At 57.0% G+C, this 24,619-nt stretch carries 23 protein-coding genes; 12 read left to right on the top strand and 11 right to left on the bottom strand.

All coding sequences use genetic code 11. The features are described from left to right. The first annotated feature begins 34 nt into the window (after nucleotides 1–34). Both IIA05_02470 and IIA05_02475 read left to right on the top strand, forming a co-directional pair. Entirely contained in the window at nucleotides 35–1,063 is a 1,029-nt protein-coding gene (locus tag IIA05_02470) for a putative zinc-binding metallopeptidase (GenBank protein ID MCH9025964.1), read from the top strand. Beyond that, nucleotides 1,060–2,085: a D-alanine--D-alanine ligase gene (locus IIA05_02475; protein ID MCH9025965.1), complete on the top strand. Its 1,026-nt coding sequence runs from the start codon at nucleotides 1,060–1,062 to the stop codon at nucleotides 2,083–2,085. Before IIA05_02470 ends, IIA05_02475 begins: the two co-directional genes overlap by 4 nt. 17 nt (nucleotides 2,086–2,102) lie before the next feature. Here IIA05_02475 and IIA05_02480 read toward each other — a convergent pair whose 3' ends face one another. Continuing rightward, nucleotides 2,103–4,154 (bottom strand): S9 family peptidase, encoded by a 2,052-nt coding sequence (locus IIA05_02480; protein ID MCH9025966.1) that lies wholly within the window; start codon nucleotides 4,152–4,154, stop codon nucleotides 2,103–2,105. A 523-nt stretch (nucleotides 4,155–4,677) separates the two neighbouring features. On the opposite strand from IIA05_02480, the gene IIA05_02485 reads away from it, so the two are divergent. Together IIA05_02485 and IIA05_02490 are read left to right on the top strand one after the other, a co-directional pair. Further along, nucleotides 4,678–4,914 (top strand): hypothetical protein, encoded by a 237-nt coding sequence (locus IIA05_02485; protein ID MCH9025967.1) that lies wholly within the window; start codon nucleotides 4,678–4,680, stop codon nucleotides 4,912–4,914. Nucleotides 4,915–4,926: 12 nt separating this feature from the next. Then, entirely contained in the window at nucleotides 4,927–5,301 is a 375-nt protein-coding gene (locus tag IIA05_02490; GenBank protein MCH9025968.1) for a hypothetical protein, read from the top strand. Here the strand turns inward: IIA05_02490 and IIA05_02495 are convergent. Next, nucleotides 5,298–5,486 carry an FMN-binding negative transcriptional regulator gene (locus IIA05_02495; protein ID MCH9025969.1) on the bottom strand — a complete coding sequence of 63 codons (189 nt, stop codon included), beginning with the start codon at nucleotides 5,484–5,486 and terminating at the stop codon, nucleotides 5,298–5,300. The genes IIA05_02490 and IIA05_02495 overlap by 4 nt on opposite strands. Beyond that, on the bottom strand, nucleotides 5,483–6,190 hold the full coding sequence (locus IIA05_02500) for an alanyl-tRNA editing protein (protein ID MCH9025970.1): 708 nt from the start codon (nucleotides 6,188–6,190) through the stop codon (nucleotides 5,483–5,485). Before IIA05_02500 ends, IIA05_02495 begins: the two co-directional genes overlap by 4 nt. A 143-nt stretch (nucleotides 6,191–6,333) precedes the next feature. Here IIA05_02500 and IIA05_02505 point away from each other — a divergent pair, with 143 nt between their 5' ends. Continuing rightward, nucleotides 6,334–6,540 (top strand): DUF2238 domain-containing protein, encoded by a 207-nt coding sequence (locus tag IIA05_02505; protein MCH9025971.1) that lies wholly within the window; start codon nucleotides 6,334–6,336, stop codon nucleotides 6,538–6,540. Nucleotides 6,541–6,743: 203 nt separating this feature from the next. Beyond that, nucleotides 6,744–9,572 carry an EAL domain-containing protein gene (locus IIA05_02510; protein MCH9025972.1) on the top strand — a complete coding sequence of 943 codons (2,829 nt, stop codon included), beginning with the start codon at nucleotides 6,744–6,746 and terminating at the stop codon, nucleotides 9,570–9,572. Nucleotides 9,573–9,620: 48 nt separating this feature from the next. Here the strand turns inward: IIA05_02510 and IIA05_02515 are convergent, their stop codons facing one another. Genes IIA05_02515 through IIA05_02525 form a run of 3 tightly spaced genes read right to left on the bottom strand, consistent with a single transcriptional unit; the run spans nucleotide 9,621 to nucleotide 13,168 of the window. Further along, the gene (locus IIA05_02515; protein ID MCH9025973.1) at nucleotides 9,621–11,501 is read right to left on the bottom strand and encodes a Gldg family protein; all 1,881 of its coding nucleotides are present in this window, start codon (nucleotides 11,499–11,501) and stop codon (nucleotides 9,621–9,623) included. A 3-nt stretch (nucleotides 11,502–11,504) separates the two neighbouring features. Continuing rightward, nucleotides 11,505–12,239, bottom strand: coding sequence for an ABC transporter permease (locus tag IIA05_02520; protein ID MCH9025974.1), 735 nt, complete (start codon nucleotides 12,237–12,239; stop codon nucleotides 11,505–11,507). Then, entirely contained in the window at nucleotides 12,236–13,168 is a 933-nt protein-coding gene (locus IIA05_02525; GenBank protein MCH9025975.1) for an ATP-binding cassette domain-containing protein, read from the bottom strand. Before IIA05_02525 ends, IIA05_02520 begins: the two co-directional genes overlap by 4 nt. Before the next feature lie 313 nt (nucleotides 13,169–13,481). On the opposite strand from IIA05_02525, the gene IIA05_02530 reads away from it, so the two are divergent. Continuing rightward, complete coding sequence (locus tag IIA05_02530; GenBank protein ID MCH9025976.1) at nucleotides 13,482–13,694, top strand: hypothetical protein; 213 nt, start codon at nucleotides 13,482–13,484, stop codon at nucleotides 13,692–13,694. Between the two features lie 42 nt (nucleotides 13,695–13,736). Here the strand turns inward: IIA05_02530 and IIA05_02535 are convergent, their stop codons facing one another. From IIA05_02535 to IIA05_02555, 5 genes are all read right to left on the bottom strand, one after another. Next, nucleotides 13,737–15,278 carry a hypothetical protein gene (locus IIA05_02535; GenBank protein MCH9025977.1) on the bottom strand — a complete coding sequence of 514 codons (1,542 nt, stop codon included), beginning with the start codon at nucleotides 15,276–15,278 and terminating at the stop codon, nucleotides 13,737–13,739. Nucleotides 15,279–15,453: 175 nt separating this feature from the next. Then, a complete protein-coding gene (locus tag IIA05_02540) occupies nucleotides 15,454–17,505 on the bottom strand; it encodes an elongation factor G (GenBank protein ID MCH9025978.1) in 2,052 nt (683 codons plus the stop codon). A gap of 173 nt (nucleotides 17,506–17,678) precedes the next feature. After that, nucleotides 17,679–17,915 (bottom strand): DUF465 domain-containing protein, encoded by a 237-nt coding sequence (locus IIA05_02545; protein ID MCH9025979.1) that lies wholly within the window; start codon nucleotides 17,913–17,915, stop codon nucleotides 17,679–17,681. 285 nt (nucleotides 17,916–18,200) lie between these two features. After that, nucleotides 18,201–18,401 carry a hypothetical protein gene (locus IIA05_02550; GenBank protein MCH9025980.1) on the bottom strand — a complete coding sequence of 67 codons (201 nt, stop codon included), beginning with the start codon at nucleotides 18,399–18,401 and terminating at the stop codon, nucleotides 18,201–18,203. 112 nt (nucleotides 18,402–18,513) lie between these two features. Continuing rightward, on the bottom strand, nucleotides 18,514–19,398 hold the full coding sequence (locus IIA05_02555) for a DMT family transporter (GenBank protein ID MCH9025981.1): 885 nt from the start codon (nucleotides 19,396–19,398) through the stop codon (nucleotides 18,514–18,516). An 82-nt stretch (nucleotides 19,399–19,480) separates the two neighbouring features. On the opposite strand from IIA05_02555, the gene IIA05_02560 reads away from it, so the two are divergent. The 5 genes from IIA05_02560 to IIA05_02580 are packed head-to-tail and all read left to right on the top strand — an operon-like array spanning nucleotide 19,481 to nucleotide 24,614. Next, nucleotides 19,481–20,002: a DUF1232 domain-containing protein gene (locus IIA05_02560; GenBank protein ID MCH9025982.1), complete on the top strand. Its 522-nt coding sequence runs from the start codon at nucleotides 19,481–19,483 to the stop codon at nucleotides 20,000–20,002. Beyond that, nucleotides 19,999–21,726 (top strand): peptidoglycan DD-metalloendopeptidase family protein, encoded by a 1,728-nt coding sequence (locus IIA05_02565; GenBank protein ID MCH9025983.1) that lies wholly within the window; start codon nucleotides 19,999–20,001, stop codon nucleotides 21,724–21,726. Before IIA05_02560 ends, IIA05_02565 begins: the two co-directional genes overlap by 4 nt. Beyond that, entirely contained in the window at nucleotides 21,698–21,868 is a 171-nt protein-coding gene (locus tag IIA05_02570) for a hypothetical protein (protein ID MCH9025984.1), read from the top strand. The genes IIA05_02565 and IIA05_02570 overlap by 29 nt, the downstream gene beginning before the upstream one ends. A gap of 20 nt (nucleotides 21,869–21,888) precedes the next feature. Continuing rightward, nucleotides 21,889–23,448 (top strand): M20/M25/M40 family metallo-hydrolase, encoded by a 1,560-nt coding sequence (locus IIA05_02575; GenBank protein MCH9025985.1) that lies wholly within the window; start codon nucleotides 21,889–21,891, stop codon nucleotides 23,446–23,448. A 32-nt stretch (nucleotides 23,449–23,480) separates the two neighbouring features. After that, a complete protein-coding gene (locus tag IIA05_02580) occupies nucleotides 23,481–24,614 on the top strand; it encodes an amidohydrolase (protein ID MCH9025986.1) in 1,134 nt (377 codons plus the stop codon). Nucleotides 24,615–24,619: the final 5 nt, after the last annotated feature.

Below are 24,619 nucleotides of genomic sequence, written 5' to 3' on the forward strand. Positions count from 1 at the left end.
TTTATTACGCGGTATTAGCAGAAAAAAACAAAAAATGGCGCGAAAAAAACAACCTGCCTGGGCCGCCTTCGCGGATCGTGAATTGCTCGATCTGCGTTTTTGTGATCTGGGTTTATCGCTAACAGGCACGGTGCTCGAGGTGCGGGTCGAGCGTCTTTACGAAGAACTCGCCGATCGGGAGATCGAATTCCGGCCGCACTGCTGGCTGAGCGAGGAGTGGTTTTCGCCCGATGGCGTGCCTGGTATCGCGATCGCTTTTTATCTCGCTCATCCGCGGCTGATGAAGCTGGAACGAAAGATGATGATGGAGGTCGAGGGCGGCAGCGAGAGCTGGTGCCTGAAATTGCTGAGGCATGAAACGGGCCACGCCCTGGATACGGCATATGGGTTGAGCCGCCGCGTTCGCTGGCGCAGGGTTTTCGGCAATCCGCGCAAGCCTTACCCGAAAACGTACCGGCCAAAGCCAACCAGCATGCGTTATGTGCAACACCTGGCGTTGTGGTATGCGCAGGCGCACCCGGCCGAGGATTTTGCCGAGACATTCGCCGTGTGGCTCAAACCGCGCTCGCGCTGGCGTCACGATTACCGGTCCTGGCCTGCGTTGGGCAAGCTCGAATATGTGAATGAGTTGATGGGTGATATCGCCGGGCGCAAGGCGAAAGTCTGTAGCCGCCGGCACGTCGCTTCGATCAGAAATCTCAAGTTGACGCTGCGCGATCACTATGCGGAAAAGCGCGCGCTGTACGCGATCGATCATGCCGAACTGCACGACCAGGAATTACGCCGGTTATTCGTGGACAATCACCGGGCGAAAAAAAACGCCATGACGGCCGCAACTTTTTTGCGCCGTAACCGCCGCCAGTTGTGTGAGGTCGTGGCATTCTGGACCGGGCAGAATTCCTATGGCGTACACCAGGTGCTCCGCGATATGCAGCAACGCTGCCTTGAATTGGGTCTGCGGGTCGGGCAGCAGGAGGAAGTCGCCATGCAACAGGCGGTTGCCATGTTGTCTACCCACATTATCAACTATCTGCACAGCGGCAGGTACAGGATCGCCGTATGAAGAAGTTGCGCGTCCTGGTTTTGGTGCACGAGGATCTGATCCCGCCAGACCATGACTCGGATTTGGACGAATCGGCGATGCTGGTTTGCCAGACCGAGTACGACGTTTGCGCCACGGTGCGTGAGGTCGGGCACGATGTCAGGGTACTCGGCCTGCGTTATGACCTGGGCGTGCTGCGCAAGACCCTGGTGGGATGGGAGCCGCACATTACCTTCAACCTGCTCGAGGAATTTCACGATGTAACGGCCTACGATCATCATGTCGTCGCCTACCTGGAGTTAATGAAACAGCGTTACACCGGTTGCAACCCAAGTGGGTTGTTCCTGTCGCGGGACAAGGCGCTGAGCAAGAAGATCATGATTTTTCATCGCATACCGACAGCGCGTTTCACCATCGGCAAGGCAGGGCGGCGAATTGCAGGACTGGGAAAACTTCGTTACCCGTTAATGATCAAGTCTGCGACGGAGGATGCTTCACTGGGGATCGCACAGGCCTCACGGGTCACGGACGCAGACAAAGTGCGTGAACGAGTCGCGTTTATTCATGAGCAAACCGGTACCGACGCCCTGATCGAGGAATACATAGACGGACGCGAACTGTATGTCGGCGTCATTGGGAATCACCGGCTGAAGACTTTTCCGGTCTGGGAAATGGATTTCGGCAGACTGCCTGCCGATAGCGCGCGGGTGGCGACGCGCAAGGTCAAGTGGGATCTCGCGTACCGCAAGAAATACGGCATCAGCAGCAAGCGGGCAACCGACCTGCCGCCGGAACTGGAAAAACGCATTCAAAAAATTGGCCGGCGCGTATACAAGGCCTTGCAACTAAGCGGTTACGCGCGCATCGATCTTCGCCTGACCGATGACGAAAAGGTTTTCGTGCTGGAAGCGAATGCCAACCCCGAGCTGTCTTATGGCGACGACTTCGCCGAAAGCGCGGAAGCGGCTGGCTATTCCTACCGCGATTTGCTCGAGCAGATCATCCGCATGGGGATGGGCTATCGGGCCGCCTGGCGCCATTAACAGCCTGTTAGCAACCGTCATTCGTCGTTCTCCGTTTCCCCGTTGTGGCGCGCAAACCAGTCGAGAATATTCGCCGCCTTGGCGATCAACTGGCTGGGTCTGATCGCGATACCGTGCGAGGCCCCGGGGACCCGGACCAGCGCAGTATCGATTTTTCTCAGTTTCAGTGCCTGGTAAAACTGCTCGCTTTCAGAAATCGGCGTGCGCAGGTCTTGCTCACCGGTCAACAGCATGGTTGGTGTGCTCACATTGCCGACCAGCGATAACGGCGAGCGCCGCATGTATTCGTCCTGGTGTTCCCATGGCGGGCCCGGGAACCAGTACCGGTAAACGAAACTGTAAATATCCGCGGTCAGCGCAAAGCTGTACCAGTTGATCACCGGTTTGGCAGCTACCGCCGCCCGGAAACGATCCGTCTTGCCGACGATCCACGCGGTCAACACGCCGCCACCGCTGCCGCCGGTGACATAAAGCTGATCCGGATCGACATAGCCTTTGGCCAGCACTGCGTCCACACCCGACATCAGGTCATCGTAATCGTTGCCCGGGTAGGCATGATGAATCAGGTTGCCGAATTCCTGGCCATAGGAAGTGCTGCCGCGAGGGTTGGTATAGAGCACCACATAGCCGGCGCTGGCATAAAGCTGGATCTCGGCTGCAAACCGCGGCCCATAATTGGCAAACGGCCCGCCGTGAATTTCCAGGATCAGCGGGTATTTCCTTGCCGGGTCGAAGCCTGGCGGCTTGACGATCCAGCCATGCACCGGCCGTTGATCGAAACTGCTCTCAAACCAGATCTCCTCGACCTGTCCCAGTTCCTTGCGGGCAAACAAATCGTCATTGACCGCCGTCAGTCTGCGGGCCTTGCCACCGCGACCATCGATAACCGCGAGGTCAGCCGGGCGATACGTGCTGACCTGGGTAAACGCGATCCGGTCGTGACCGGCGATACTGAAACTCGATGCGCTGTATGGACGCCCCAGCGTGGTGCCACCGAGCGAATCGGTTACCTGGCGCAGTTTTCCGGACAACGACAGATACCCGATGCGCGTGTTGCCCTGGTCGTCGTACTGAAAATAGATGCCTTTGCCATCGCGGCTGAAGCGCGGGTTTCGCAGATTGCGGTCGAAGTCCTCGCTGAGGGCCCGCGAACCGGTGCCATCGGCATTCATGACATACAATCGCGCATTGTCATAGCCTTGCAGGTGGTCATCGAAGCCGGTGTAGGCGATCAGCCGGCCATTACGCGAGATCGCCAGGCTGCCATCGGGGCCTTGACGATCGGTCAGCGCCTGGATTTCGCCGTCATCGACGCTGATCTTGTAGATCTCAGTATTGAGGGGGTCGTACTCCCAATCGTCATGGCGATTTGCGGAGATCAGGATGTGCATGCCATCGGGTGTCCAGTGTATGGGCGTTTCGTGATCAAAGTCGCCGTTGGTGATTTGTCGCGGCGTGCCGCCTTCTGCGGGAACCACAAAGACTTGCGTGTACCCTTGCTCGAGAAAGCCCCGGCCATCGAAGCGATAAGTCAGGCTATCGATCACTCGCACCGGATCCGCCCAATTCGCACCTTTCGGCTTGGCGGGCATTTTCGCGCCGCTATTCGCTTTCATCGACACATGCAGCGTAAAAGCCAGTTGCCGGCCATCGGGTGACCAGGACAGATTGCCCGCGCTGTGGGTCAGTCGTGTGATCCTGGCCGTCTGGCCGCTGTCCAGCCAGCGCAGCATGATTTCCATGTGGCCGTCGATCCGGGCCAGGTAGGCCAGACGCGTGCCATCGGGCGACCAACGCGGCGAAGTGTGGTTGACCAGCCCGGTGGTCAGTGGCCGCAGGTCGCCGCCGTCGTAGTCGATGATCCACAAGTTCGATTTCGCGCGGTCATTCATGATGTCCATGAAATTGCGCACGAAGATGACTTTGTCGCCATCGGGGGAGACTTGCGGATCGCTGACGAATTCAAGTTCGAATATATCACGTGCCGTGAAGCGCTCGGAGGCCTGGAGCGGCGCCACGAAAGCCGCCAGGACCAAGAGAATATTTAAAGCGATCGTTGGTGCATTCATAAGCATACGGTTTCGGGTTTGGCGATCAACTCGCGGCTGGATTCGCAAGCCGCGTTGCAGGATGCCGATATTGCCACAGCAATGGTTCCAGTGTGCTTTTCAGGACGGGCAAGGGGGAAAAAAAGAACCCGCCTGCGCGGCGGGTCCAAATATTTATGGTTTTTTTTATTATGCGGCCAATATTCACTTTGGCTGAAAGGAAAACTTGTCAAATAATGATGCAGAATTCGTGCCGTAAGAAGGATTTATCAGGAAAACAACGGTTTACGGAGCGCGCAGCAAAGCCCGAGGCAGCGAGTTGTAAAGAAAATCGACAGATTTTCGGGTTTGAGCGAAAGCCGGCGAGCCCTCGTTTCCATTTATGCGGGTTTTTTTCGCGTCCCCTCCGTCGATAATGGGATTAACCGCGGCTGTCCTCTTGGAGTATGCTGATTGCACTGGAGGCTTAAGGGTTGACGCTCGGCACGGTGGTGAAGCTACCGTGTGTAACGACGCCGGATAACTCCCTGCCGGGTGACTTGTCTTGCGTGAATGGCGTCAAACCAGCTTTTCAAGGGCAGGGCTATGCGGCCCGGTTGTGATCGAGGGGTTCCGCCGCTTATCCGCAGCGGACGGTCATTCACAAGCAGTTGTCCTGAGTACCGAAGATCCGAACAATCTGCGTTTTTTTAAGAAAATGGGTTCGCATATTGTTGCCGGTGCCAAAGTCGGTGAATTGCATACATGGTGCCTGGCGCTTCCGCTGCCCGGGCCAGAGTAAGGGTGGCGACTCTTGTTAGAGAGCTTTCAGAAATTTGCTTTGTTTCTGCGGCCGGTCAAGCCGCTGGCTTTTGCCGGGTTGTTTCTTTTTGCCGGGATGTTCGCCTGGAATACAATTTGGGCTGCAGATGGATCAGGGGAACAATGGGTGATTCCGTCCATTGTGGGCTTTCTCTGGGCGCTGTCGGTTTACAGTTTTATTGCCGGTTTCCAGCATGTACCCCTCAAAGCGGATTCACAGGCTTCCTTGCTGGCCAAGCTAAAGGCTGTTTTTCGCCGCGCGCCTTACTGGGTCCTGGCTTTCCTGGCGCTGACCAGCAGCGTGGTTGTGTTGATCCTGTCTTATCGCCTGTTTTCGATCTGGCTCCGCGATTTCGGTATTCACTAAGCCACCGGCCATAGACTTCGAGCCATGCACTGGTTTTTCTCCCGGTCGAGCAGCAAGGGCAGGTGGGTGATGTGGCATTCATCCCCCGCTGGAGCAACGAGTGTTGCAAAACCATAATTTTCGATCACCGTCAGCGCCGCTGCGGAATTCGGCGCCGCGAATCGCTGCGGGACGTACATCGTCATTGGTCTGCCAGCTCCAGGTATACGCGCCGATTGCGCTTACCCTTTTTCTCGGTTTTACTGATGATTACCCGGCCGATCTCGTTGCTGTTTTTCACGTGGGTGCCAGCGCAGGGTTGCAGGTCGAGGTCGCCGATTTTGAGTAGCCTGATTCTTTCTGAAGTACGCGGCGGTTTGACTGACAGCGTGCGGATCAGGTCCGGCCGCTTGTCCAGCTCCTCCCAGTCAGTCCAGATGGTTTCTGCCTGGTGCCCGCCCGCAATGAGCTGGTTGATTTTTTCACTCACCGCTTCTTTGTCAATCGGTTCCTGCATGTCAAAATCGAGCCGGCTTCGTCGTTCACCGATGGAGCCACCAGTGACGCCGTAGGGCAGCGCGACGCCGAGAAAGTGCAGGCTCGTGTGCATACGCATCAGCCGATAACGGCGCTCCCAATCGATCTCTATTTCTACCGCATCCCCTTCCGCAGGCAATTCATGACCCGCTTCCGGCACATGCAGCACTTCATGCGTGGGTCCGTAAATGGTATCGGTAATCGGCAACAGACGGCCACTGGCCAGTTTGATTGTGCCAGTGTCACCGGGCTGGCCACCGCCTCGCGGATAAAAAACTGTTTGCCCGAGCACGATTCCGAGCTCGCTGACTCGCTGCACCCTGGTTTGACAGGTCTTGAGATACGCATCCTGCAAATACAGCAATTCGGTCATCGTCAACTCCGGAATTCATGGCGAGCCGGCTGGTTTGGTAAATACTTGTGCCAAACCTATGCTATACGCAAGCTTGGGGGGAAGAAATGGCTGCGCCATCGAAACAGCGTCTGATACTTTGAGCCATCGCCATACTTTTCCCGATGGCCGCAAGTTTCCGGCTAACTCCGCTGTTGTACTGCCTGATGGCTGTTCATGCATTGCTGGTGACGGTGGGCGGTCATTACACCTATGCCGATGCACCGCTGGGTTTTTGGGTGCGGGATTTGTTCGATCTCGCGCTGAGCGGCGCGATCACGGCTCGATTGTTGCTCGCCCGCGTCCAGGATAGGCAGCTCGAAGCCCTATAGCCTGCGTGTCACCGGGGTCCCGGTTTCCAATGCCGTCTCGCGTCCGCCTGCCATGGCCCGAAAAAGTGTGATCTGAGTCACAAAAATGCGCCCGTCTGGGCCCTTCATCCCAAAGCTGTGAACGACCGCACAATCAGACATGGCGGGCGCTGGCACTGTGTCGGGTGCGGTAGTGGGAAAATCTATTACGGAAAACAAAGGACATGGCGCTTGACAGAAATTACATGCGCAGTACCGTCGCTCGCCGCGTGTTCACGCTGTTCGTGCTGGCCGCGTTGCTGCCGGTAACAGTCGCTGGGGTCTGGTCGCTGATCACCGTAAGTCGCCTGCTGGCCGAGCAGGCAGAGGAGCAACTCAAGGACCACGCGAAAACCCTGGGAGTTTCAGTGTACGAAAGGCTGGGGATGGCGGAAATGACGCTGAAAGAGCTGGCCCGGCAATATCAAATCGATCACCTCCATTCCGGAACCCCCTTTGGCCAGCAGCAGTTCAGCGCCATTGCCGTACTCGACGACGCGGGGCTGACCGGCATCAGAGGCGACCTTGACAGTATTCCCGCATTGAGCGAGGAAGGTCTCGAACATATCGCAAGCGGGCTTCCTCTCTTGCTCAGTCAGCATTCGGCGGAACATTTCGAACTGCTGTTGCTGACGGCAGCCGGAGACAATGGCGAAATCCTGGTTGCGCAACTGTTGCCGGAATACATTTGGGGCAATTCCTACTATCTCCCGGACCAGCACCAGATGTGCGTGCTGTGGAGCGATCGCAGCCCGCTGTATTGTTCCAGCGAAGAAATGAAACTGGCCTTGACCGAAGCAATGCCGGATAGCCTTGCCCAGGATACCGATGCCCCGATTCACTGGCGGCAAAATAACCGGAAACTCCTCGGCCAGACCTGGCAGGTTGCGCTCGAACCTCACTTCGCACACGAGCCCTGGGTGCTGCTGATCGGCAAGGCCGATCATGAGGTGCTGGCCGATGTCACCGATTTCCGCATAGTTTTTGTCACGGTTTTTCTTAGCGCTTTGCTGGTCGCGGCGTTAATCAGCAGATCGCAAATCAGAAAGAGAATGGTGCCGCTTGAGAAATTAACCACTTATGCAGGTCACGTCTCAAACAAGAGGTTCCATGAGTCGCTCGATGTGGATAGCGGCGACGAATTCGAAAGCCTGGCGGACAGCCTGCGTAAAATGTCCCGCGGTCTGGCCAGCCATTTTTCCATTCTCGCCACGATGTCGGAGGTCGATCGAAATATTCTGAGTTCGCCGGAGCCGGGTGCGGTAGTCGATATCGTTTTGGCACGGCTGCGAGAAATCGTGCCTTGCCACAACGCAGTGGTGACCGTGCTGGACCGTGCGGCGCCGAAAATGGCGCAAAACTACCTGCTATTCGCCGGCGAGAAGCAAAGTAAAACCAAACGAATAAAGATTGACCGGGATCTCGAGCTGATGTTCTCTGACGCACAGGCAGGAATTTTCCTGGACAGGGAAAAGCCGCCAGGTTTTTGCCAGGATTTGATCAACGATGGCGCTGTCAGCATGTTCTGTGTGCCAATTATCAAAGGTGAAAAGATTTATGGTGTTTTGACCCTGGGTTACAGCGAGGTGCCGGAACTGGATGGCGAACTGATGCGTCAGTCATCGGAGATTTGCGGGCGCCTTGCGTTGGCGATGGCGACGGTTGAGCGCGACGAGCAGTTGTATCACCAGGCACACTTCGACAATCTGACGGGTCTGGCCAACAGGCAGCTTTTCGCGCAGCGTCTCAACATGGAAATCCGCCGGGCGGAACGCGACCGTGGCTTGCTCGCACTGTTGTTTATCGACCTCGACAATTTCAAGATCATCAATGACGTCCGCGGGCACAGTGCAGGCGATCAGTTAATTCGCAAGGTTGCGGAGCGGCTTGGCAAGCGTGTCCGGGACAGCGATCTGATATCACGATTAGGTGGCGACGAATTTACCATCCTGCTTTCCTCGATCGATGGAGAAGAGGATGTCAGCCGTATTGCCAAGGAAATTCTCGAAAGCCTGCAAAAGCCGTTTACAATCGATGGCAGCCAGCATTTCATAAGCGCAAGTATCGGGGTCACCCTGTATCCGGGTGACGGCAGAACAGTGGAAGAATTGCTGCGCAACGCTGACACTGCGATGTATCGCGCCAAGGAAGCTGGTCGTGATCAGTGCATGTTCTTCCAGGAAGAAATGAATCTTGCGGCGGTGCGCAGGGTAAAACTGGAAAGCCAGTTGCGTACCGTTGTGGAGAGCGGCGGGATGAAAATGCATTTTCAACCGCTACTGGATTCGCAAACACTGGAGGTTGTCGGGGCGGAGGCGCTGATGCGCTGGCCGGTTTCCAGCGAGCGAGCGAGCTCGCCCGATGAGTTTATTCCAGTGGCCGAAGAGACCGGCCTGATCGTGCCAATGGGCTATGCCGCGCTGGAAGAGGCATGCCGGGCGATGATGGTTTGGCGAACCAAGGGTATCGAATTGGCAAGTATCGCCGTAAATGTATCACCACGACAGTTTAATGAGCCCGGTTTTGTCAGCGAAGTCCTGGCCATTCTTGGTCGCCATGGACTCGAGCCCCGGTTTCTGGAGCTCGAGATCACTGAAAGATTGCTCCTTGAAGAGGTGCAGCGCATCCGCATGGTGCTCGAAGAGCTGTGCCGCCACGAAATTCGCCTGGCTATCGATGACTTTGGAACGGGCTATTCAGCGCTGGGCTATTTGCGCCGTTATCCTGTCCAGACCATCAAAATCGATCGCAGTTTCGTGCATGAGATCGACCAGGCTGAAAGCCCGCAAAAACTCACCCGCGCAATTATCGCCATGAGTCATGGTCTTGGGAAAAGGGTGGTCGCCGAGGGGGTGGAAAATCAGAAACAATACGAGGTGCTGGCAGCGCAAGGTTGCGATCTGGTGCAAGGCCACTTGTTCAGCCATGCAATGCCGATCGATACATTTGCCAGCTATGTAAGGAAACAGAATGGCAAAGTGATGATGAAGGCTCTGATGGCCGGCGATACATAGGCCAGGCAAGTCAGAGTTTCCCTGACTGGCGAGCCTGACTGGCGAGCCTCATTGCCGGCGTCTTCGAAACGCGATCAGGGCAAGCGTCAGCAGTGTAACCAGCGAGGGGACCAGGGCGATATTGATCAGCCGCAGGTTGCGCCCGAGTTTTTCAATGTTTCTGTCGAGGTCGTGTCTGACCTGGCGCAATTCTTTTCGGATCTCCGCTCGATCGGCGATGTACCGGTCGATCTCCACTCTTTGCTCGTCGCTGAGCGTAAGGATTTGTCCATCTGATTGGTCCGCCTGTAATTCGCTCAGCGCTGTCTCGGTTTCTTCGAGTTTTGCCTGCAGTTCCTGCTCTTTCGCGCGGAACTGCTGATCCGCTATCCGCCGCAGCGTTTCTACCCTTTCGAACGGGCGGGAAAAACTGGCGCTGCCTCTAATGCTGATCAGGGCTTCGCTGCCACTGAGATTATCGAGCGCATTGGCGACAAAATCGCCGTTGTTGGCAAATTTCGACAGCATTCGCTGACCGAAGAAATTGCTGACTTGCACCCACAGGTGGTTTGCCAGCATGTCCGCATCACCGACGAGAATGATATTGACCGGCTCAAGGGATTGCGCCAGGTGCGCGGTTTCGGCGGTATCGTCGTCGTTATCGGGCGGAGTGTCGCCGAAAGCGGAGCGCACTTGGCCGCTGAGCCGCGCGGCGATAACATATGGTTGCCCGGAGGGTTCATAGCCATCTCGCAGGCTGTCCACATCCTGCAGATAAAAAAACCGGCCAATCGGGAGCAAAGCAGAATCCTCGGTCGTTGACAGTAAGGGCTGCAAAGTCGTGGTTGCGTCATCGGCCAGTGTGAAATGCCCGCTCAAGGCGACGTTGACGCTGCTCAGCAAACCGGTCAGCACGTCCTCGTCATTCAATTGCGCAGCGCCGAGCCCGAGCATGCCGATGTGCTCAATCGGCCGCGGCCCGCCCGTACTGACGGTCAGTGCAAGCTGCCGGTCAACCACGACCTGTGCCGGGTCGAACTGCACGCCCCAGGCGGCAAATAACTTCGGAATACCTGAGCTTTGGTCGCCCAGCATTTCATTGAACGGATTCTGCAGATCGGCGGCGGCGGTATCGGTTTCCGCCAGCGGATCGACAAACACGATCAGGCGCCCACCCTTGAGGACGAACTGATCGATCGCGTAAAGGGTGGTGGTGGGGAGTTGCTTGGGATGCACCAACATCAGTACATCGATATCCGGCTCGATCTGCAGGCCGTTTTTCGGCAACGCGCGAATCTCGAACATTTCGCTGATCGCTCCATGCACGGCCCAGGGCTGCTCCGGCGATCGGGTCGCCGGATTCCAGCCACCGGCGAGCGGCAGCTCGCTAAGCAAGCCGATGACGGCACGTTGCGGGTGGCTCAGCGTGTAGATCAGTTTGCTCAGGTCGTATTCGAGGAATTGCTCGTTGCGTTGCTGGAACGCAGGTACGATGATCACGTCATCGAAATCGTTGGTGCCTACCAGCCCGAAGTAAACAGAACCGATTCCGCGGCCTGCCTGCATCGCTTGCAGACCATAGTTCATCGCCTGGTCTTCTTCCTCGGAAAACGGCAGTGGATCGATGACCTGTAACTCGATCATGCCACCCGAGCGCCGTACGTATTCCTCGAGCATTTCCCTGACGCGGTTTGCATAGATCCTGATGCCGGGGAGTTTTCTGGTCGCTTCGTCGGAGAAAAAGAAGCGCAGGGTCAACGGTTGATCGATTGTCGCGAGAATCTCCGCGGTGCCTGCCGATACGCTGTACAGGCTGTTTTCCGTCAAATCCAGGCGCAAACCCTTGAGAAAGGTATTGCTCAGCAGGATCAATAAAACAAAACCAGCCGCTAGTGCAAGCAGCGAGAGCGCTCCCGTTGTTTTTTGTGCCATTGCTTTGCTGTCGCTCATGCCTTAGTCCGCTTTCTTCAGGTTGAGTACGATGGTGCTCGCATAAAGCCAGCTTGCAATGAGCACGGCAAAAAAGACGATATCCCGCAAATCGATCACGCCTTTGGACAGCGCCTGGAAGTGCGTCAAGAAACTGAATGAGGCAACGGTGTCTACGATTAGCTGGGGGAGCCAGCCGTGCAGGACATCGAGAACCAGCCCGAAGCCACTGAGCAGGAAAAGAAAGCACACGACAACGGTAATGATGAACGCGATAACCTGGTTGCGCGTCGCGGCCGATATGCAAACGCCGATCGCCATGAAACCGCCTGCCATCAGCAAGCTGCCCAGGTAGGCCGTAGCGATGGCGCCATTATCCGGCTGACCCAGATAGTTCACGGTAATCCAGATCGGGAATGTCAGCGCCAGCGCGATTGCTGAGAACGTCCAGGCCGCGAGAAATTTCCCCAAGGTCGCCTGCCAAAGCGTAAGCGGCAGACAAAGCAGCAACTCGATGCTGCCGCTGCTGCGTTCCTCGGCCCACAAGCGCATCGATATTGCCGGGATCAGGAACAGGTATAACCAGGGATGAAAGCTGAAAAAGGACGCCAGGTCGGCTTGGCCTCGCTCAAAAAAATTACCCAGGTAGAAAGTGAAGGCGCCCGAAAGCAGTTGGAAGATAACGATGAAAACGAAAGCCAGCGGCGTCGAAAAATAGGCTGCGAGTTCTCTTTTGAAAATGACCCTGATCTGGCTCATGCGCCGTGCCCCGTCGTAATATTCCTGAACACCTCTTCCATGCGACCGCTTTCCAGATGTAATTCCTTGAGGTTCCAATTCTTGTCGCTGGCAAGGCGGCTGATGTCCGGTAACAACGGTTGATTGCCTGCCGGGAAAGCTGTGATCCGCCCGGTTGCCTGATCCAGTTCAACCGATGCGACCCGGGGAAGCGCCGCAAGATCCGTTTTGATTTGGTCCACGCTGCCGGTGACCAGCGAGAGACTGACGGCGTTGTGGTAACGCGAACGGGCGATCAGGCCGTCCGGCGTGTCATCCGCCAACAGCCGGCCGCGCGCGATTATCATGACCCGGTTACAGACCGCATCCACCTCTTCGAGTATATGGGTCGAAATGACGATGATCTTGTCGGCCGCCATGTCCTGTATCAGTTGTCGCACTTCCTGCTTTTGGTTGGGGTCGAGACCATCGGTCGGTTCGTCCAGGATCAGAACCTGTGGATCGTGAATAATGGCCTGTGCCAGGCCGACCCGCCGGCGGAATCCCTTGGACAAGGTTTCCAGCCGCTGGCGCAATACCGGTGCAAGATGCAAACGCTCGATAACATCGCCCAGGCGCGAACGTCGGAAATCGCCGCCCAGACCCCGGATATCGGCGATAAAGCGCAGAAAGCCTTGTACCGTCATTTCGTCGTATCCGGGCGCCCCTTCGGGCAAATACCCCATACAGGCTTGTGCCGCGACAGGATTGGCGGTCAGCGAGTGGCCGCAGACGCTGACCGTTCCCGCGCTCGGCGTTATGAACCCCGCGATCATGCGCATGGTGGTGGTTTTGCCCGCGCCATTCGGTCCGAGAAAACCCAGCACCTGGCCAGGCTCGACGGTGATCGAAAGTGAGTCGACGGCGACCAGGTCACCATAGCGGCGAGTAAGATTTTCCGTTTTGATCATGAAACTATTATTCCCACGCCAATGACAGGCTCAGGCCAATCTGGCTGCGAGGCGGAATTTAACCACATGACCCGGAACAGAGAAAGGGGAGACGATGCATGGCAAATCCTCCGGGACTTCGCAGGCTTCGTATTGCTCCGGTTACGGCCACGGCGGCCCGGTGGGCAGCCAACCCATGAAGCTGTCGTCGATCGCCCGAGCCCACACCCGGAATCCGCGATTCTTGGCAAAAATATGCGGGTTGGAGTGTGATCCATGTCGTGGTCAGGACAAGAACCGGGTGCGATGCTGGTCACGTGGAGTTGACGAACTTATGGACGACATCGAATATTCAGGTTCCCAACGTATAATCTTGCCGAAAGACATCTTCAATCGCCCGCAGGTCTACCTTGGCGGGGCGATGGAGGATGTCGAGGTGAGCTGTGACCTTGAGCTCGATGGGTTCTCGACGCCAGTTTATGTCAAATTGACGGTCTGGTGTCTGCTCGTCCTGATGGGCTGTCTGATTCCTTCAGCCGCCGGATAGGCGCCTGAGGAATACCTAATTCCGACAGGCTCCCCATGCGCCTTATTCCCGATCGACGACCACCGGTTCTGACTCGCGCAGCGCAGCTCTCGCCTTGCGGCGTACGAAAGCGTATTGGTATTGGTCGAAAGAACTGTATTCGATGGCCTTCTTGTAATACTGGTGCGCCAGAGCCGTTTTCCCGTCACGCATATAGGCGGTCGCCAGCAGGTTGAGAAGATAGGGATTTTCCGAGCTGACGTTTTTCAGGAAAAGGATCGCTTGTCCCGGCTCGCCCGAGGCCAGGTGAACTTCGCCTTGAAGTTGCGCAATCTTTTGCTCGAGGTTCGCGTCGTTGTCTGGTGACAGCGTGCGGCTCAGTTTAACGATTAGCCGTCGGGCCTTGCGAACATCGTTCCTGACCAATGCGACCCTGGCCGTGTTGAACATATAGGCGCTCTCGATCGCGACCAGGCCGCGCTCATCGCCGGCCGACTCCTCGCAGATTCTAAGGATGTTGTCATAGACGTCCTGGGCCGAGCCGTGGTCGCCGTATTCAAGATAGGTATCTCCCAGGCGGTGCAGAAAATAAATATCGCCGCCGCGCGCCTGCCGGTCGATGATCGGGTTGTCACTGCCACTGATCGATGTCTTTCGGTAAAGCACACTCAAGTGCTTGATCGCCTCCGGGAAATTGCCGTCATCGATCAGAGAATCGACCAACGCGACCTGGTATTCGAGGTCTTGCGCCGGATCGGATTCAGCATCGAGTCTTGCAATCAGTATTTCCTGGGCAATCTTTGAATCGCCGCTCAGCGTCAGCGCGTTGGCCATCAAGACATAGCCTTGCCAACGACCCGGGTCTATCCTGATCGCGTTCTCCGCCATGCGCATGGCTTTATCGTATTTCCAGGTCTTGAGATAAAAACCACCGAGCGCCAGGTAGGCTTCGGCACGATCCGGGATCAGCGATCTTTCCTTTTCAAACGCGATATAGGCACGGTAATGATCCTTCAGCGCCAGGTACTGGTTGGCCAGGCTTTGCCAGGCGAGCGCCGAAACCGGGTATTTTTTTACCGCGGCGAGATGCGCATCCCTGGCCGCCGGAACCAGGCCGCCCTGGTTGAGCGATCGTCCCAGGTACAACAGCACCTCGGCGTCGTTAGGATAGGTTGCAGACAGTTCGAGCAGCAGATCCTTTCGCAGGCGGTTTTTCAGAAGTAATTTAACGAACCGGCGTTCGTTTTTTGGCAGCAGATAAAGATTCGCACCGGCCCTGACCCGATGCCAGTTCGCTTTCGGTACATCCAGGATACCGAGTTGCAAGTGAGCGCGGACAAACTCAGGATCCAGCTTCAGCGCTTTACGATAAAGACGAATGGCGCTATCGATATCAAAATTCCATTGTTTGTGACGTGCGTGTCTGAAGTACTCCCGGGCTTTCGAACTGCTGGTCGTGATCGGCAGCGTTGCCGGCTGCTGTGCGGGGATCGTACCGATGTCGAGGGTCTGCTCCACCAGTCCATCGAGTTCCGGGATGCCGGCCACTGCCCAGCTTCCGGCCAGGACCGGGAGCAGGAAAAGGGTAGGCAGAATCCGGTTCATTCTAAAAAGGTGCTTTTCGATCCACGAAATATACTCGGGAGTGACGCCGATGACGTATTAATAACCGTTTGGACGGCCACGGAAAAGGGCGGTTGGTGGTCCTTGAGACCAGCGGTGGTCCTGGCGCGCTGAGGTGCAGGACCCCCGGTTCTGTCAGAGTGTCCCGCTTTGCAGCTCAGGCGTTGTCAGCGACCTGAAAAGAAGTCGACATCTCTTTCTGGAGGGGCGCCGGCACTGGCTGATAATGACTAAAAGCCATCGTGAAGCTGCCGACACCGCCAGTCAAAGAGCCCAGCCTGGTCTGGTAATTTTCCAGCTCGGCCAGCGGCACTTCTCCGTCTATACGGACCTGGTTGCCGGTGAGAACTTCGTTGCCGTTGATGCGACCACGACGCGAGGACAAATCGCCGGCGATATCGCCCATGTGATCGCCCGGCACGGTGATTTCAATCTTGACGATGGGTTCGAGGATGATCGGCTTGGCCTGCTTGATGGCTTTAACGAACGCTTTTTTCCCTGCCGCGACGAACGCAACTTCTTTGGAGTCAACGGGATGGTATTTGCCATCGTAAACGGTAACCCGAATATCTTGCATTGCGTATCCGGCGATCGCACCGGATGTCAGTATCTGGCGCACTCCTTTTTCGACCGCCGGTATGAACTGGTATGGAATCGAACCACCAACGACCTTGTTGACGAATTCGAAACCCTGGTCCCTCGGTAGTGGCTCGATGCGCAGAAAAACTTCGCCAAACTGGCCGGCACCGCCAGTTTGTTTCTTGTGACGGTGGTGACCCTCGGCCTTGCGGGTGATGGTTTCGCGATAAGGGATACTGGGCGGCCGGGTGTTGACCTCGACGTGAAAGCGCTCTTTCATGCGCTCCATTATCGCGCGCAGGTGAAGTTCGCCACTGCCGCGCAGGACAGTTTCGTTGGCGGCCGCATGGTGCTCCACGACGAGGCTGGGGTCTTCCGCCGAAAGTTTTGCAAGCGCTTCGGACAATTTTTGTTCGTCACCCCGTCGTTTTGGCGTGATCGCAACACCATGCATCGGTGGTGGACTGCTAACGGCCTCCAGATGGAAGCGATCCTCGTCATGCGAATCATGCAGCACCGAGTCGAATTCGATTTCATCCACTTTTGCTACCGCACAAATATCGCCAGGTATGCCTCTGACCATTTCGACATGCTCTTTCCCCTGCAGGCGATACAAATGGGATACCTTGAACGGCTTTCGCGCATCGCCGATAAAAAGCTGGGTATTTGGCGAGATCGTACCCTGGTGAATACGGAAAATTCCCATGCGTCCGATAAACGGGTCAACGATGACTTTGAACACATGGGCGATCACATGTTTATCCGCATCCGGCTCCACCTTTACTGCCTCGGCATTGTCTCCCTCGCCCTTGATAAACGGTGGCGGGTTGCCCTCCATTGGATTTGGCATCAGCTGCGCAAATATATTGAGCAACTGGTTGATTCCCGCCCCGGTTTCCGCCGACACGAAACAGACCGGGACCAGGTGGCCGCGGCGCATGGCTTTTTCGAAAACGTCATGTAACTGCGACGGGTTCATGTCCTGTCCCTGTTCGAGGTATACCTCCATCAGTTCCTCATCGAGTTCAACAACCTGGTCGATAATTTCAGTGTGCGCCTCCTCTACAGATGAGAAATCGACGGCTTCTTCGTTTTTCGGCTCGAAATAACAGTCAATGACCTTTTTCGCGTCATCGGCTGGCAGGTTGACGGGCAGACATTCGTTGCCGAATGTCTCCCTGATATCGTTCATCAACTGCTGCAGGTCTATGCCCGGCACATCAATGTGGTTGATGATGATCATACGGCACAGACCGTCTTTGGCTGCGGCTTCCATCATCCTTCGGGTCACCAGTTCGATACCGTGTTCCGCGTGGATAACCACGGCCACGGTCTCGACGGCCGGTAAAATCGCGATACTGCGCCCGGCAAAGTCCGGGTATCCGGGAGTGTCTATCAGGTTGATGTGGGCGCCTTCATGCTCAAGCGAGCAAACGGCGGTTTCCAGCGAATGGCCCAGTTCTTTTTCGTGGGGATCGAAATCACAAACCGTGCTGCCTCGCTCCACGGTTCCTCGCGAGCGGATGGTCCCGGTTTTTTCCATCAATGCTTCGGCCAGCGTGGTTTTGCCGGCCGCGCTGTGGCCGACAAGGGCTATGTTGCGGATATCCGCAGATTGATAACTGCTCACGGCGCTTCTTCCTTTTTTTATGTTCTACAGCATCAGCTTGACCCGTCGTCGGCGGAAACAATCGGATCCGGCAAACGCCTTTCTGTCTCGCGGTCCGTTGGCGAAGCATCATGCACGCTGACGGGCCGGACTGGGAACTGACCGATCAGATCGCCCTGACCGGTATTCCAATATTAATTTGATTTAAGTACGGCGTATATGCGGTCTTTGTGCAGCAGACGTTTCTTCTTAACGTCTTCGCAATATTGATTATTGCGGGGCTCGACACCTTGTTCTATACGTATAACTTCGCGATTCAGCCGGGTGTAATCATCGGCGAGGTGGGCAAAGGTCTCGTCTGATTCCCAAAGTTTGTCTATCAACTCAGAAAACTCCGGGAATTCGTGCTGAAGATCGTGATTCTGGCCCATTATTGAGTCGATATTGATTAGATCTGCACTCATCGGCGTCTACCCCCTGTAGATAGGTCTGGAATGTGGATTAAGGTATTCGTTTGCTTCTCCTGGCGTGCCTGGCGCTGGTCGTCGGACCAGGGCCTTGTCGGGTTACGAGACCAATATAGCGCGCACGGAGCAGACCTGCATTCCTGCAATGCAGCAATTGAAAAAAACCCTTGATTACAAGGAGTTGAATTTTGGGGGAGGCGCTTTTGGGAGCAGTAGAGGGGACGAGGGGCGAAAGCAGGCGCAACGGGCCTATTCTTGGTTTTCGACTTCTTTGAGCGCCCGCATGATGCCGTCAAGACCCACTATTCTGTCTTTGTCTTTCTTCTTGCAACTGCGGAAGTATTTGCTAAAAGCCGCGACCTGGCCAGGTTCCGCCTGGCGCAGATAGGACAGGACATCCGTATAGGTACGATCTTCTTTATCGCCGATTGTTGGATTTTGCGCTGCCATAACGGGCTCCCTACCCATTGCCGTGTCTGTACCATAGCCCGTGGTCGGATTGGCCCACCGTGAACCAGTTCGCAGTTCGGGAAATTGCTGTAATGGTTGAAAACAGGGGCTTTCAGGTGGCCGCCGGTGGTGTGGCAGCGCGAGGTTTGCGGATCTGGCGCATCAGGATCAGCAGGACTCCCAGCAGGGTACAGCTGCCACCGGCTATCATGCGCGGCGTCAACTGGTCACCCATCAAAGTTACGCCGAAGATCACCGCGAAAACCGTGGCCAGCAAAAACGTGGGCATGACCAGCGACAGATCATAGCGCTGGATCAGGTAATACATGCCGCTGTGGGCGAGAACGCTGGCAGCCAGCGCCGTAAAAAGAACTGCTCCCCAGACCGACAGATCGGCCTGCAGCAAAATCGCAAACTGCCCGGGCTCAACTGCCAGGGACAGGCCGAGGAGTAGCGGCCAGCTGATCATCGCGATCCAGCTTTGTAGTTCAAAAACACCGACGCCGGTCAATTTCTTGGCGACCAGCAGCCCGCTGGCGCCGAACAGTGAGCCGAGAACCACCAGGGCGAGGGCGTTTCGATAGGCGAAGACTTGCGGGTCGAAACTTATCAGCATGATGCCGCCAAAAGCCATCGACAGGCCCAGCCAGCGCCAGAACCTGATTTTCTCGCCGAGAAACAGCATCGACAACACCGTCGCAAAAGGAATGCCAAGCTGCATCGCGATGGCAACGCTGGATACATCTGCGGCCATCGCGAGCCCGGTATAGGTCAGCGCAAAATGTATGCCGCCGGTAGCGACCGCGACAAAAATGACGGCGGGCATCTGGCCTCGATGGATTTTAAGAACCGGTAGCAGCACTATCGCGACGATGGCGAAGCGCAGGAAAGTAAACAGGATGGGTGGGATCTGCCCAACGCCATATTTGGCGACGACCACATTTAGGCCCCAGATCAGGTTGATCAGCAGGATCAGGAGTAGGTCTTTAGCAGCCAAGGAATATCCTGGAAGCTTATGCGAAACGGGGAAATATCCGTTATAGTCGCCTGCCTTTCCACAATACCGCAAGGGAAATTCCATGCTAATGCGAATTAGTTTCGATCTCAGCGAAAGTGACCTGCGTCATTTCGACTTGATCATGAAGGAGGCTCGCAGTGCGGCGAAAAAATCGGCGCCTGAGCAAATCATAACGGCAACACGCGAATTGCTTGTCAAGTTGGCAAACTCGAAAGTACCGGCCTTCGTTGAGCAGCGGCTGGAGCTCTTGCAGACGATGGTGGCCATGGTCACCGACGATGAATTCAAACTGCCCGCACCCGAGGTCACGCGGGCGCTGAACGGCCTGGCGTATTTTGTCGAGCCGGACGACCTGATTCCCGACCACATTCCCGGTCTGGGGTTTCTGGATGATGCCATCATGATCGAACTGGTGGCTCGCGATCTAAAGCACGAGCTGGATGCTTATCGCGATTTTTGTCAGTTCCGCGAACAACGGCGACCCCCGGGCGAAAATGACGGGCGCGGCGGCTGGCTGGATTCCCGGCGACAGCGGTTGCTCGCGCGCATGCGCCGGCGGCGCGAGAAGAAACAGCGAAGTTGATCGTACCGGAAGCAAGAGAACAGGAATTGCTGCTCGCTGCCGCGCGCATCGCGCGGGACCACTTTGGCATCGGCGGCAGCGCCAGTCGCCTGCATGGCTGCGAAGGACATATTTTCCGTGTCGGCGACGACGACGACAGGCTATGGGTGTTAAAGCTGAGCCCGGATGGCTCGACCGACTCCATCGAATTGCAGCGCAACGTCTTGCAGTTCCTGTCATCGAGAAATCCGGGTGTTGCGATCCAGTCGTTCAGACCCGCAATTGGCGGGAATCTGCCAAGAGTCCAATTTGACGGTGGGCATTGGCTGGCATGGGTGGTCAGTTTTCTGCCAGGGCCGGTTCAGGCTTTAACTCCCCGGGCGCAGCGCTCGCCCCGCGAGCTCGGATCGGTCATGGGCCGCCTGGACAAAATACTTGCTGATTTTGACGATGACAGGGTAAGGCGGTATCTACGCTGGGACCTCGCGCAAGGGAAGGATTTGCGGGCGGGTCGCGAAGCGATCCAGGATCCGGCACGCCGCGAACTGGCCGGCGGTATGCTCGAGCGCAGCCTGACGATGGTCGAGGGTCTGCAAGCGGACCTGAGAAAGTCGGTCATCCATGGGGATGCCAACGACTACAACCTGCTGACCAGCGGCGATGGCGCAAGCATCTCGGCGGTGATCGATTTTGGCGACCTCGTCGAGAGCTGGCGAGTTGCCGAAGCGGCCATCGCGGCCGCATATGCTCTGCTCGATTCGGATGAACCGGTAGCGGTGGCGGTCGAAGTGCTGGCCGGTTATCACTCGGAGTGGCCGCTCAATGAAGCGGAAATCGAGGCTTTCATGCCGTTGGTCGAGCTTCGCCTTTGCATGACCGTAATTCACGCGGCGATGGCGGCAGATGACGGTGACGAGTATTCACAAATTCACGCGGATGCCGTATGGCGTGCGCTGGCTGCGCTCGAGGATAGAAATCTTTGCCGCGGGCATTACCAGTGCCGTGCTGCCTGCGGACTGGATTCCACGCCGCAGACACGGCCCCTGACCCAGTGGCTGGCGAAACGCTCCGCTGGTTTTTGCCCGGTTATTGCGGACAATTTGCTGTCATCGGCGATCGTGCTGGATCTGTCGGTGGGCAGCGATGAAGTGAGTGCGCCGAACGATGACGTCGAGGCCTTGACCGAAAAATTGTTCGCCCACATCGAGTCGGCCGGCAGCACGGTAGGTATCGGCCGCTACAGGGAAAACCGCAGCCTGTACAAAAGTGAGCTTTTCAGGTCCGCAGGCAAGGAGGCGCGCAGCTTTCATTTGGGTCTGGACCTGTTCGCAGCGGCGGAGACGCCCGTCATGGCGCCGCTGGATGGCCAGGTGCTGAGCGTCACCGACAACGCCCGCGATCTCGATTACGGACCCACGGTTATTTTGCGGCACGATGCCGATGGTCAGGACTTCTTTACCCTGTACGGCCACCTGAGCCCGGCCACGCTGGATCATCTCGAGCCGGGACAGGATATCGGCGCGGGCGAGACGATCGGCTGGATCGGCACCTACCCTCGCAACGGCAACTGGCCGCCGCACCTGCACTTCCAGGTAATGACCGACATGCTCGATTACCAGGGAGACTTCCCCGGCGTCGCCAGCCCATCGGAAGCGTGGTACTGGCGGGGTTTGTGCATAGACCCAAACCTGATACTGGGCCTGGATCTGCCGCTCGATGCTGCCCAGGACGATCCTAGGCGTTGAGGATGTCGAGGATCGTAAGGATGTTCAGCCATGCCGGAAAACCACCCACGAAATCGTTGACGCCATGCTGGAGCAGGGCGTTATGCTCGGCGCGGATGGCCTGAGCCCGGCCCGGCCAAGAGGACAAAAAGGGGAAAAATAGTGACATATATGAAATGGCCAATGCTGGTTGTTTGTGGGTTGTTCGCCGCCTGCGAGCAGGGCACGGAGACCGCGGTAAGCGGGGACGCGCCCAAACAGGTTGAGCGACCCCGTTTCGAGATTAGCAGCGACGAGGTCTTCGACGCCGGCAGTATCCCGGCCTACAAAGGCAGCCATGACGAAATATATGCGCATATCGACCGCAACCTGGAACAACATCTGGCAAATCTTCAGCGCTGGGTCAGGCAGCCATCGATCAGTGCGCAAAATAAAGGTATCACCGAGATGGCGGGCATGCTGCGCGATGACTTGCTGGCCATAGGCTTCGCCGAGGTCGAACTGGTGCCCACCGACGGACACCCCGGCGTTTTTGCTCATTACGATGCGGGCGCGGAGAAAACCCTGGTCGTCTATATGATGTACGACGTGCAGCCGGTGAATCCCGAGGACTGGCTGGTGCCGCCGTTCGCCGGTGAACTCGTCGAACACGATCTTGGCAGCGTGCTGATGGCGCGCGGTGCGACCAATCAGAAAGGGCCGCAGCGGGCCCTGTTGAATGCGCTGGAGTCGATCATCAGCGTGACCGGCAGCCTGCCGGTAAACCTGATCGTGCTGGCCGAAGGGGAGGAGGAACTCGGTTCGCCGCACTTTCCCCGGATTATCGAAAAATACAAGGATCGCCTGATGGCTGCCGATGGCGTGTTCTTCCCGATCAACTCGCAAAACCGCGCGGGCGATATGCGCATGATACTCGGCGTCAAGGGCATCATTTACATGGAGCTGGAGGCGCGCGGCGGTCCGCATGGCGGACCGGTCAACCATGAAGTGCACGGCTCGTTGAAGGCCAATATCGACTCGCCGGTCTGGCGGCTGGTGCAGGCGCTGGCAAGCATGACAACGCCCGATGGCAATACCATTTTGATCGATGGCTATTACGACAAGGTCCAGCCACCGCCGGCGGAGGATATGCCGCTGATCAACTCCATGCTGGCATCCGCCGATGAGAAAAAGGCGATGCAGGCGCTGGGCATAGAGCGCTGGATCGATGGCCAGACCATGCAGGAAGCGCAGATGGATTATCTGTATAACCCGACCCTGAACATCAACGGTATCTGGGCTGGGTACACGGGAGCAGGGACAAAAACCATCTTGCCGCACGTGGCGACCGCAAAAGTGGACTCGCGCTTGCCACCGGGCCTGGACCCGGATGAAATGATGGCCCTGATCCGCACCCACCTGGACAGGCACGGCTTCACCGATATCACGATCCGACCGATGAGCGGTTACCCGGCATCGCAGACTTCTCTCGACTCGGAGCTGGTGCAGGCGGCGATCAGCGTATTCAATAAATATGGTGCGCCGCCAAGCGTTGAGCCTCGACTCGGCGGCAGTGCGCCTTTTTATGTGTTCACCGATATTTTGCAGCTGCCGATGGTGTTCACCGGTATCGGCCATGGCAACGGTGCGCACGCACCCAACGAGTTCATGGTGATCTACCCGAAAGCCGGCTCGAAAATCGCTGGTCTTGCCAAGATGGAAAAAGGCTATGTCGATATTTTGTACGCGCTGGCGGGACAGTAACGGGTTTTTTCGCGAACCCGGGGAGCGAGGGCGTGAGCGGTCCAGTCAATTTACGGCGGGAAATACATCGAAATCCTGAACGCTCGGGTCGCGAAACCGGCACGGCGAAGCGCCTGCTCCGGTTTTTCGAGCCGCTGCAGCCCGATGAAGTAATCGAGGAACTGGGCGGTACCGGGATCGCGTTTGTTTTCTCGGGCACGCAAGCCGGGCCGACGATCCTGCTCAGGTCTGAACTCGACGCCCTGCCGATCCAGGAAGTAAATGAGTTCGAGCATCGCTCGCTGCACGACGGCACCTCTCACAAATGCGGTCACGACGGCCACATGGCCATACTGGCCGCAGTCGGCGAAAAGCTGTCACAGAAACGACCCGCGCGCGGAAGAGTCGTGCTGTTATACCAGCCCGCCGAGGAAACCGGCCAGGGGGCGGCGGCGGTTGTCGCGGACGAAAAATTTGCGCCCATCAAACCGGACTTTTGCTTCGCGCTGCACAACCTGCCCGGTTTTCCGCTCGGTGAAATCGTCGTCCGCAACGGAACCTTCAGTTGTGCGTCGCGGGGCCTGGCGATCAGGCTCACCGGCAAGACGGCACATGCGGCTCAGCCGGAGACGGGCGTGAGCCCGGCGAAGGCGATGTGCCAGCTCATCGCCGAGCTGAGCGAGCTGCCGTCGGTCATGGATTTTGGCAACGAACTGGCATTCGCCACTGTAGTGGGCTCGCGTCTTGGCGAGCAGGCGTTCGGTACCGCGCCCGGCGAAGCCGAGATCTGGGCCACGTTGCGCAGCGAAACCGATGCGACCATGGCGCGTATGGTAAGCCATGCCGAAGGCCGGATCCGGCAACTGGCGGTTGAGCATGGCCTGGAATCTGGTATCGCCTACCGGGATATTTTCGCAGCCACGGTAAATTCGGAGCGCGCCGTCGATGTGATTCGCCGGGCGGCCGGCAATGGTCCGTTGAGCATTGCCGAGCAGCCGTTTCGCTGGTCGGAAGACTTTGGCTGTTTCGCCTCTGTTGCACAGTGCGCGATGTTTGGTCTCGGCGCCGGCGAGGCCATGGCCGAGCTGCACAACCCGGATTATGATTTTCCCGATGCGTTGATTTCGCTTGGCGCGGACATTTTTCTGGGCATACTGGAACAGGCGGGAAAGATGCAGAGCCCGTGAGTTTC

The sequence above is a fragment of the Pseudomonadota bacterium genome (assembly GCA_022572885.1).
In the GTDB taxonomy this organism is placed as follows: domain Bacteria; phylum Pseudomonadota; class Gammaproteobacteria; order Steroidobacterales; family MnTg04; genus MnTg04.

Excerpts from the sequence above, each read along its gene's own strand:
- IIA05_02470 (MCH9025964.1), top strand. The coding sequence starts at position 35 with ATGGCGCGAAAAAAACAACCTGCCTGGGCCGCCTTCGCGGATCGTGAA.
- IIA05_02475 (MCH9025965.1), top strand. The coding sequence starts at position 1,060 with ATGAAGAAGTTGCGCGTCCTGGTTTTGGTGCACGAGGATCTGATCCCG.
- IIA05_02480 (MCH9025966.1), bottom strand. The coding sequence starts at position 4,154 with ATGAATGCACCAACGATCGCTTTAAATATTCTCTTGGTCCTGGCGGCT.
- IIA05_02495 (MCH9025969.1), bottom strand. The coding sequence starts at position 5,486 with ATGACGATGTACGTCCCGCAGCGATTCGCGGCGCCGAATTCCGCAGCG.
- IIA05_02500 (MCH9025970.1), bottom strand. The coding sequence starts at position 6,190 with ATGACCGAATTGCTGTATTTGCAGGATGCGTATCTCAAGACCTGTCAA.
- IIA05_02505 (MCH9025971.1), top strand. The coding sequence starts at position 6,334 with ATGGCCGCAAGTTTCCGGCTAACTCCGCTGTTGTACTGCCTGATGGCT.
- IIA05_02510 (MCH9025972.1), top strand. The coding sequence starts at position 6,744 with ATGGCGCTTGACAGAAATTACATGCGCAGTACCGTCGCTCGCCGCGTG.
- IIA05_02515 (MCH9025973.1), bottom strand. The coding sequence starts at position 11,501 with ATGAGCGACAGCAAAGCAATGGCACAAAAAACAACGGGAGCGCTCTCG.
- IIA05_02520 (MCH9025974.1), bottom strand. The coding sequence starts at position 12,239 with ATGAGCCAGATCAGGGTCATTTTCAAAAGAGAACTCGCAGCCTATTTT.
- IIA05_02525 (MCH9025975.1), bottom strand. The coding sequence starts at position 13,168 with ATGATCAAAACGGAAAATCTTACTCGCCGCTATGGTGACCTGGTCGCC.
- IIA05_02530 (MCH9025976.1), top strand. The coding sequence starts at position 13,482 with ATGGACGACATCGAATATTCAGGTTCCCAACGTATAATCTTGCCGAAA.
- IIA05_02535 (MCH9025977.1), bottom strand. The coding sequence starts at position 15,278 with ATGAACCGGATTCTGCCTACCCTTTTCCTGCTCCCGGTCCTGGCCGGA.
- IIA05_02545 (MCH9025979.1), bottom strand. The coding sequence starts at position 17,915 with ATGGGCCAGAATCACGATCTTCAGCACGAATTCCCGGAGTTTTCTGAG.
- IIA05_02550 (MCH9025980.1), bottom strand. The coding sequence starts at position 18,401 with ATGGCAGCGCAAAATCCAACAATCGGCGATAAAGAAGATCGTACCTAT.
- IIA05_02560 (MCH9025982.1), top strand. The coding sequence starts at position 19,481 with ATGCTAATGCGAATTAGTTTCGATCTCAGCGAAAGTGACCTGCGTCAT.
- IIA05_02570 (MCH9025984.1), top strand. The coding sequence starts at position 21,698 with ATGCTGCCCAGGACGATCCTAGGCGTTGAGGATGTCGAGGATCGTAAG.
- IIA05_02575 (MCH9025985.1), top strand. The coding sequence starts at position 21,889 with ATGCTGGTTGTTTGTGGGTTGTTCGCCGCCTGCGAGCAGGGCACGGAG.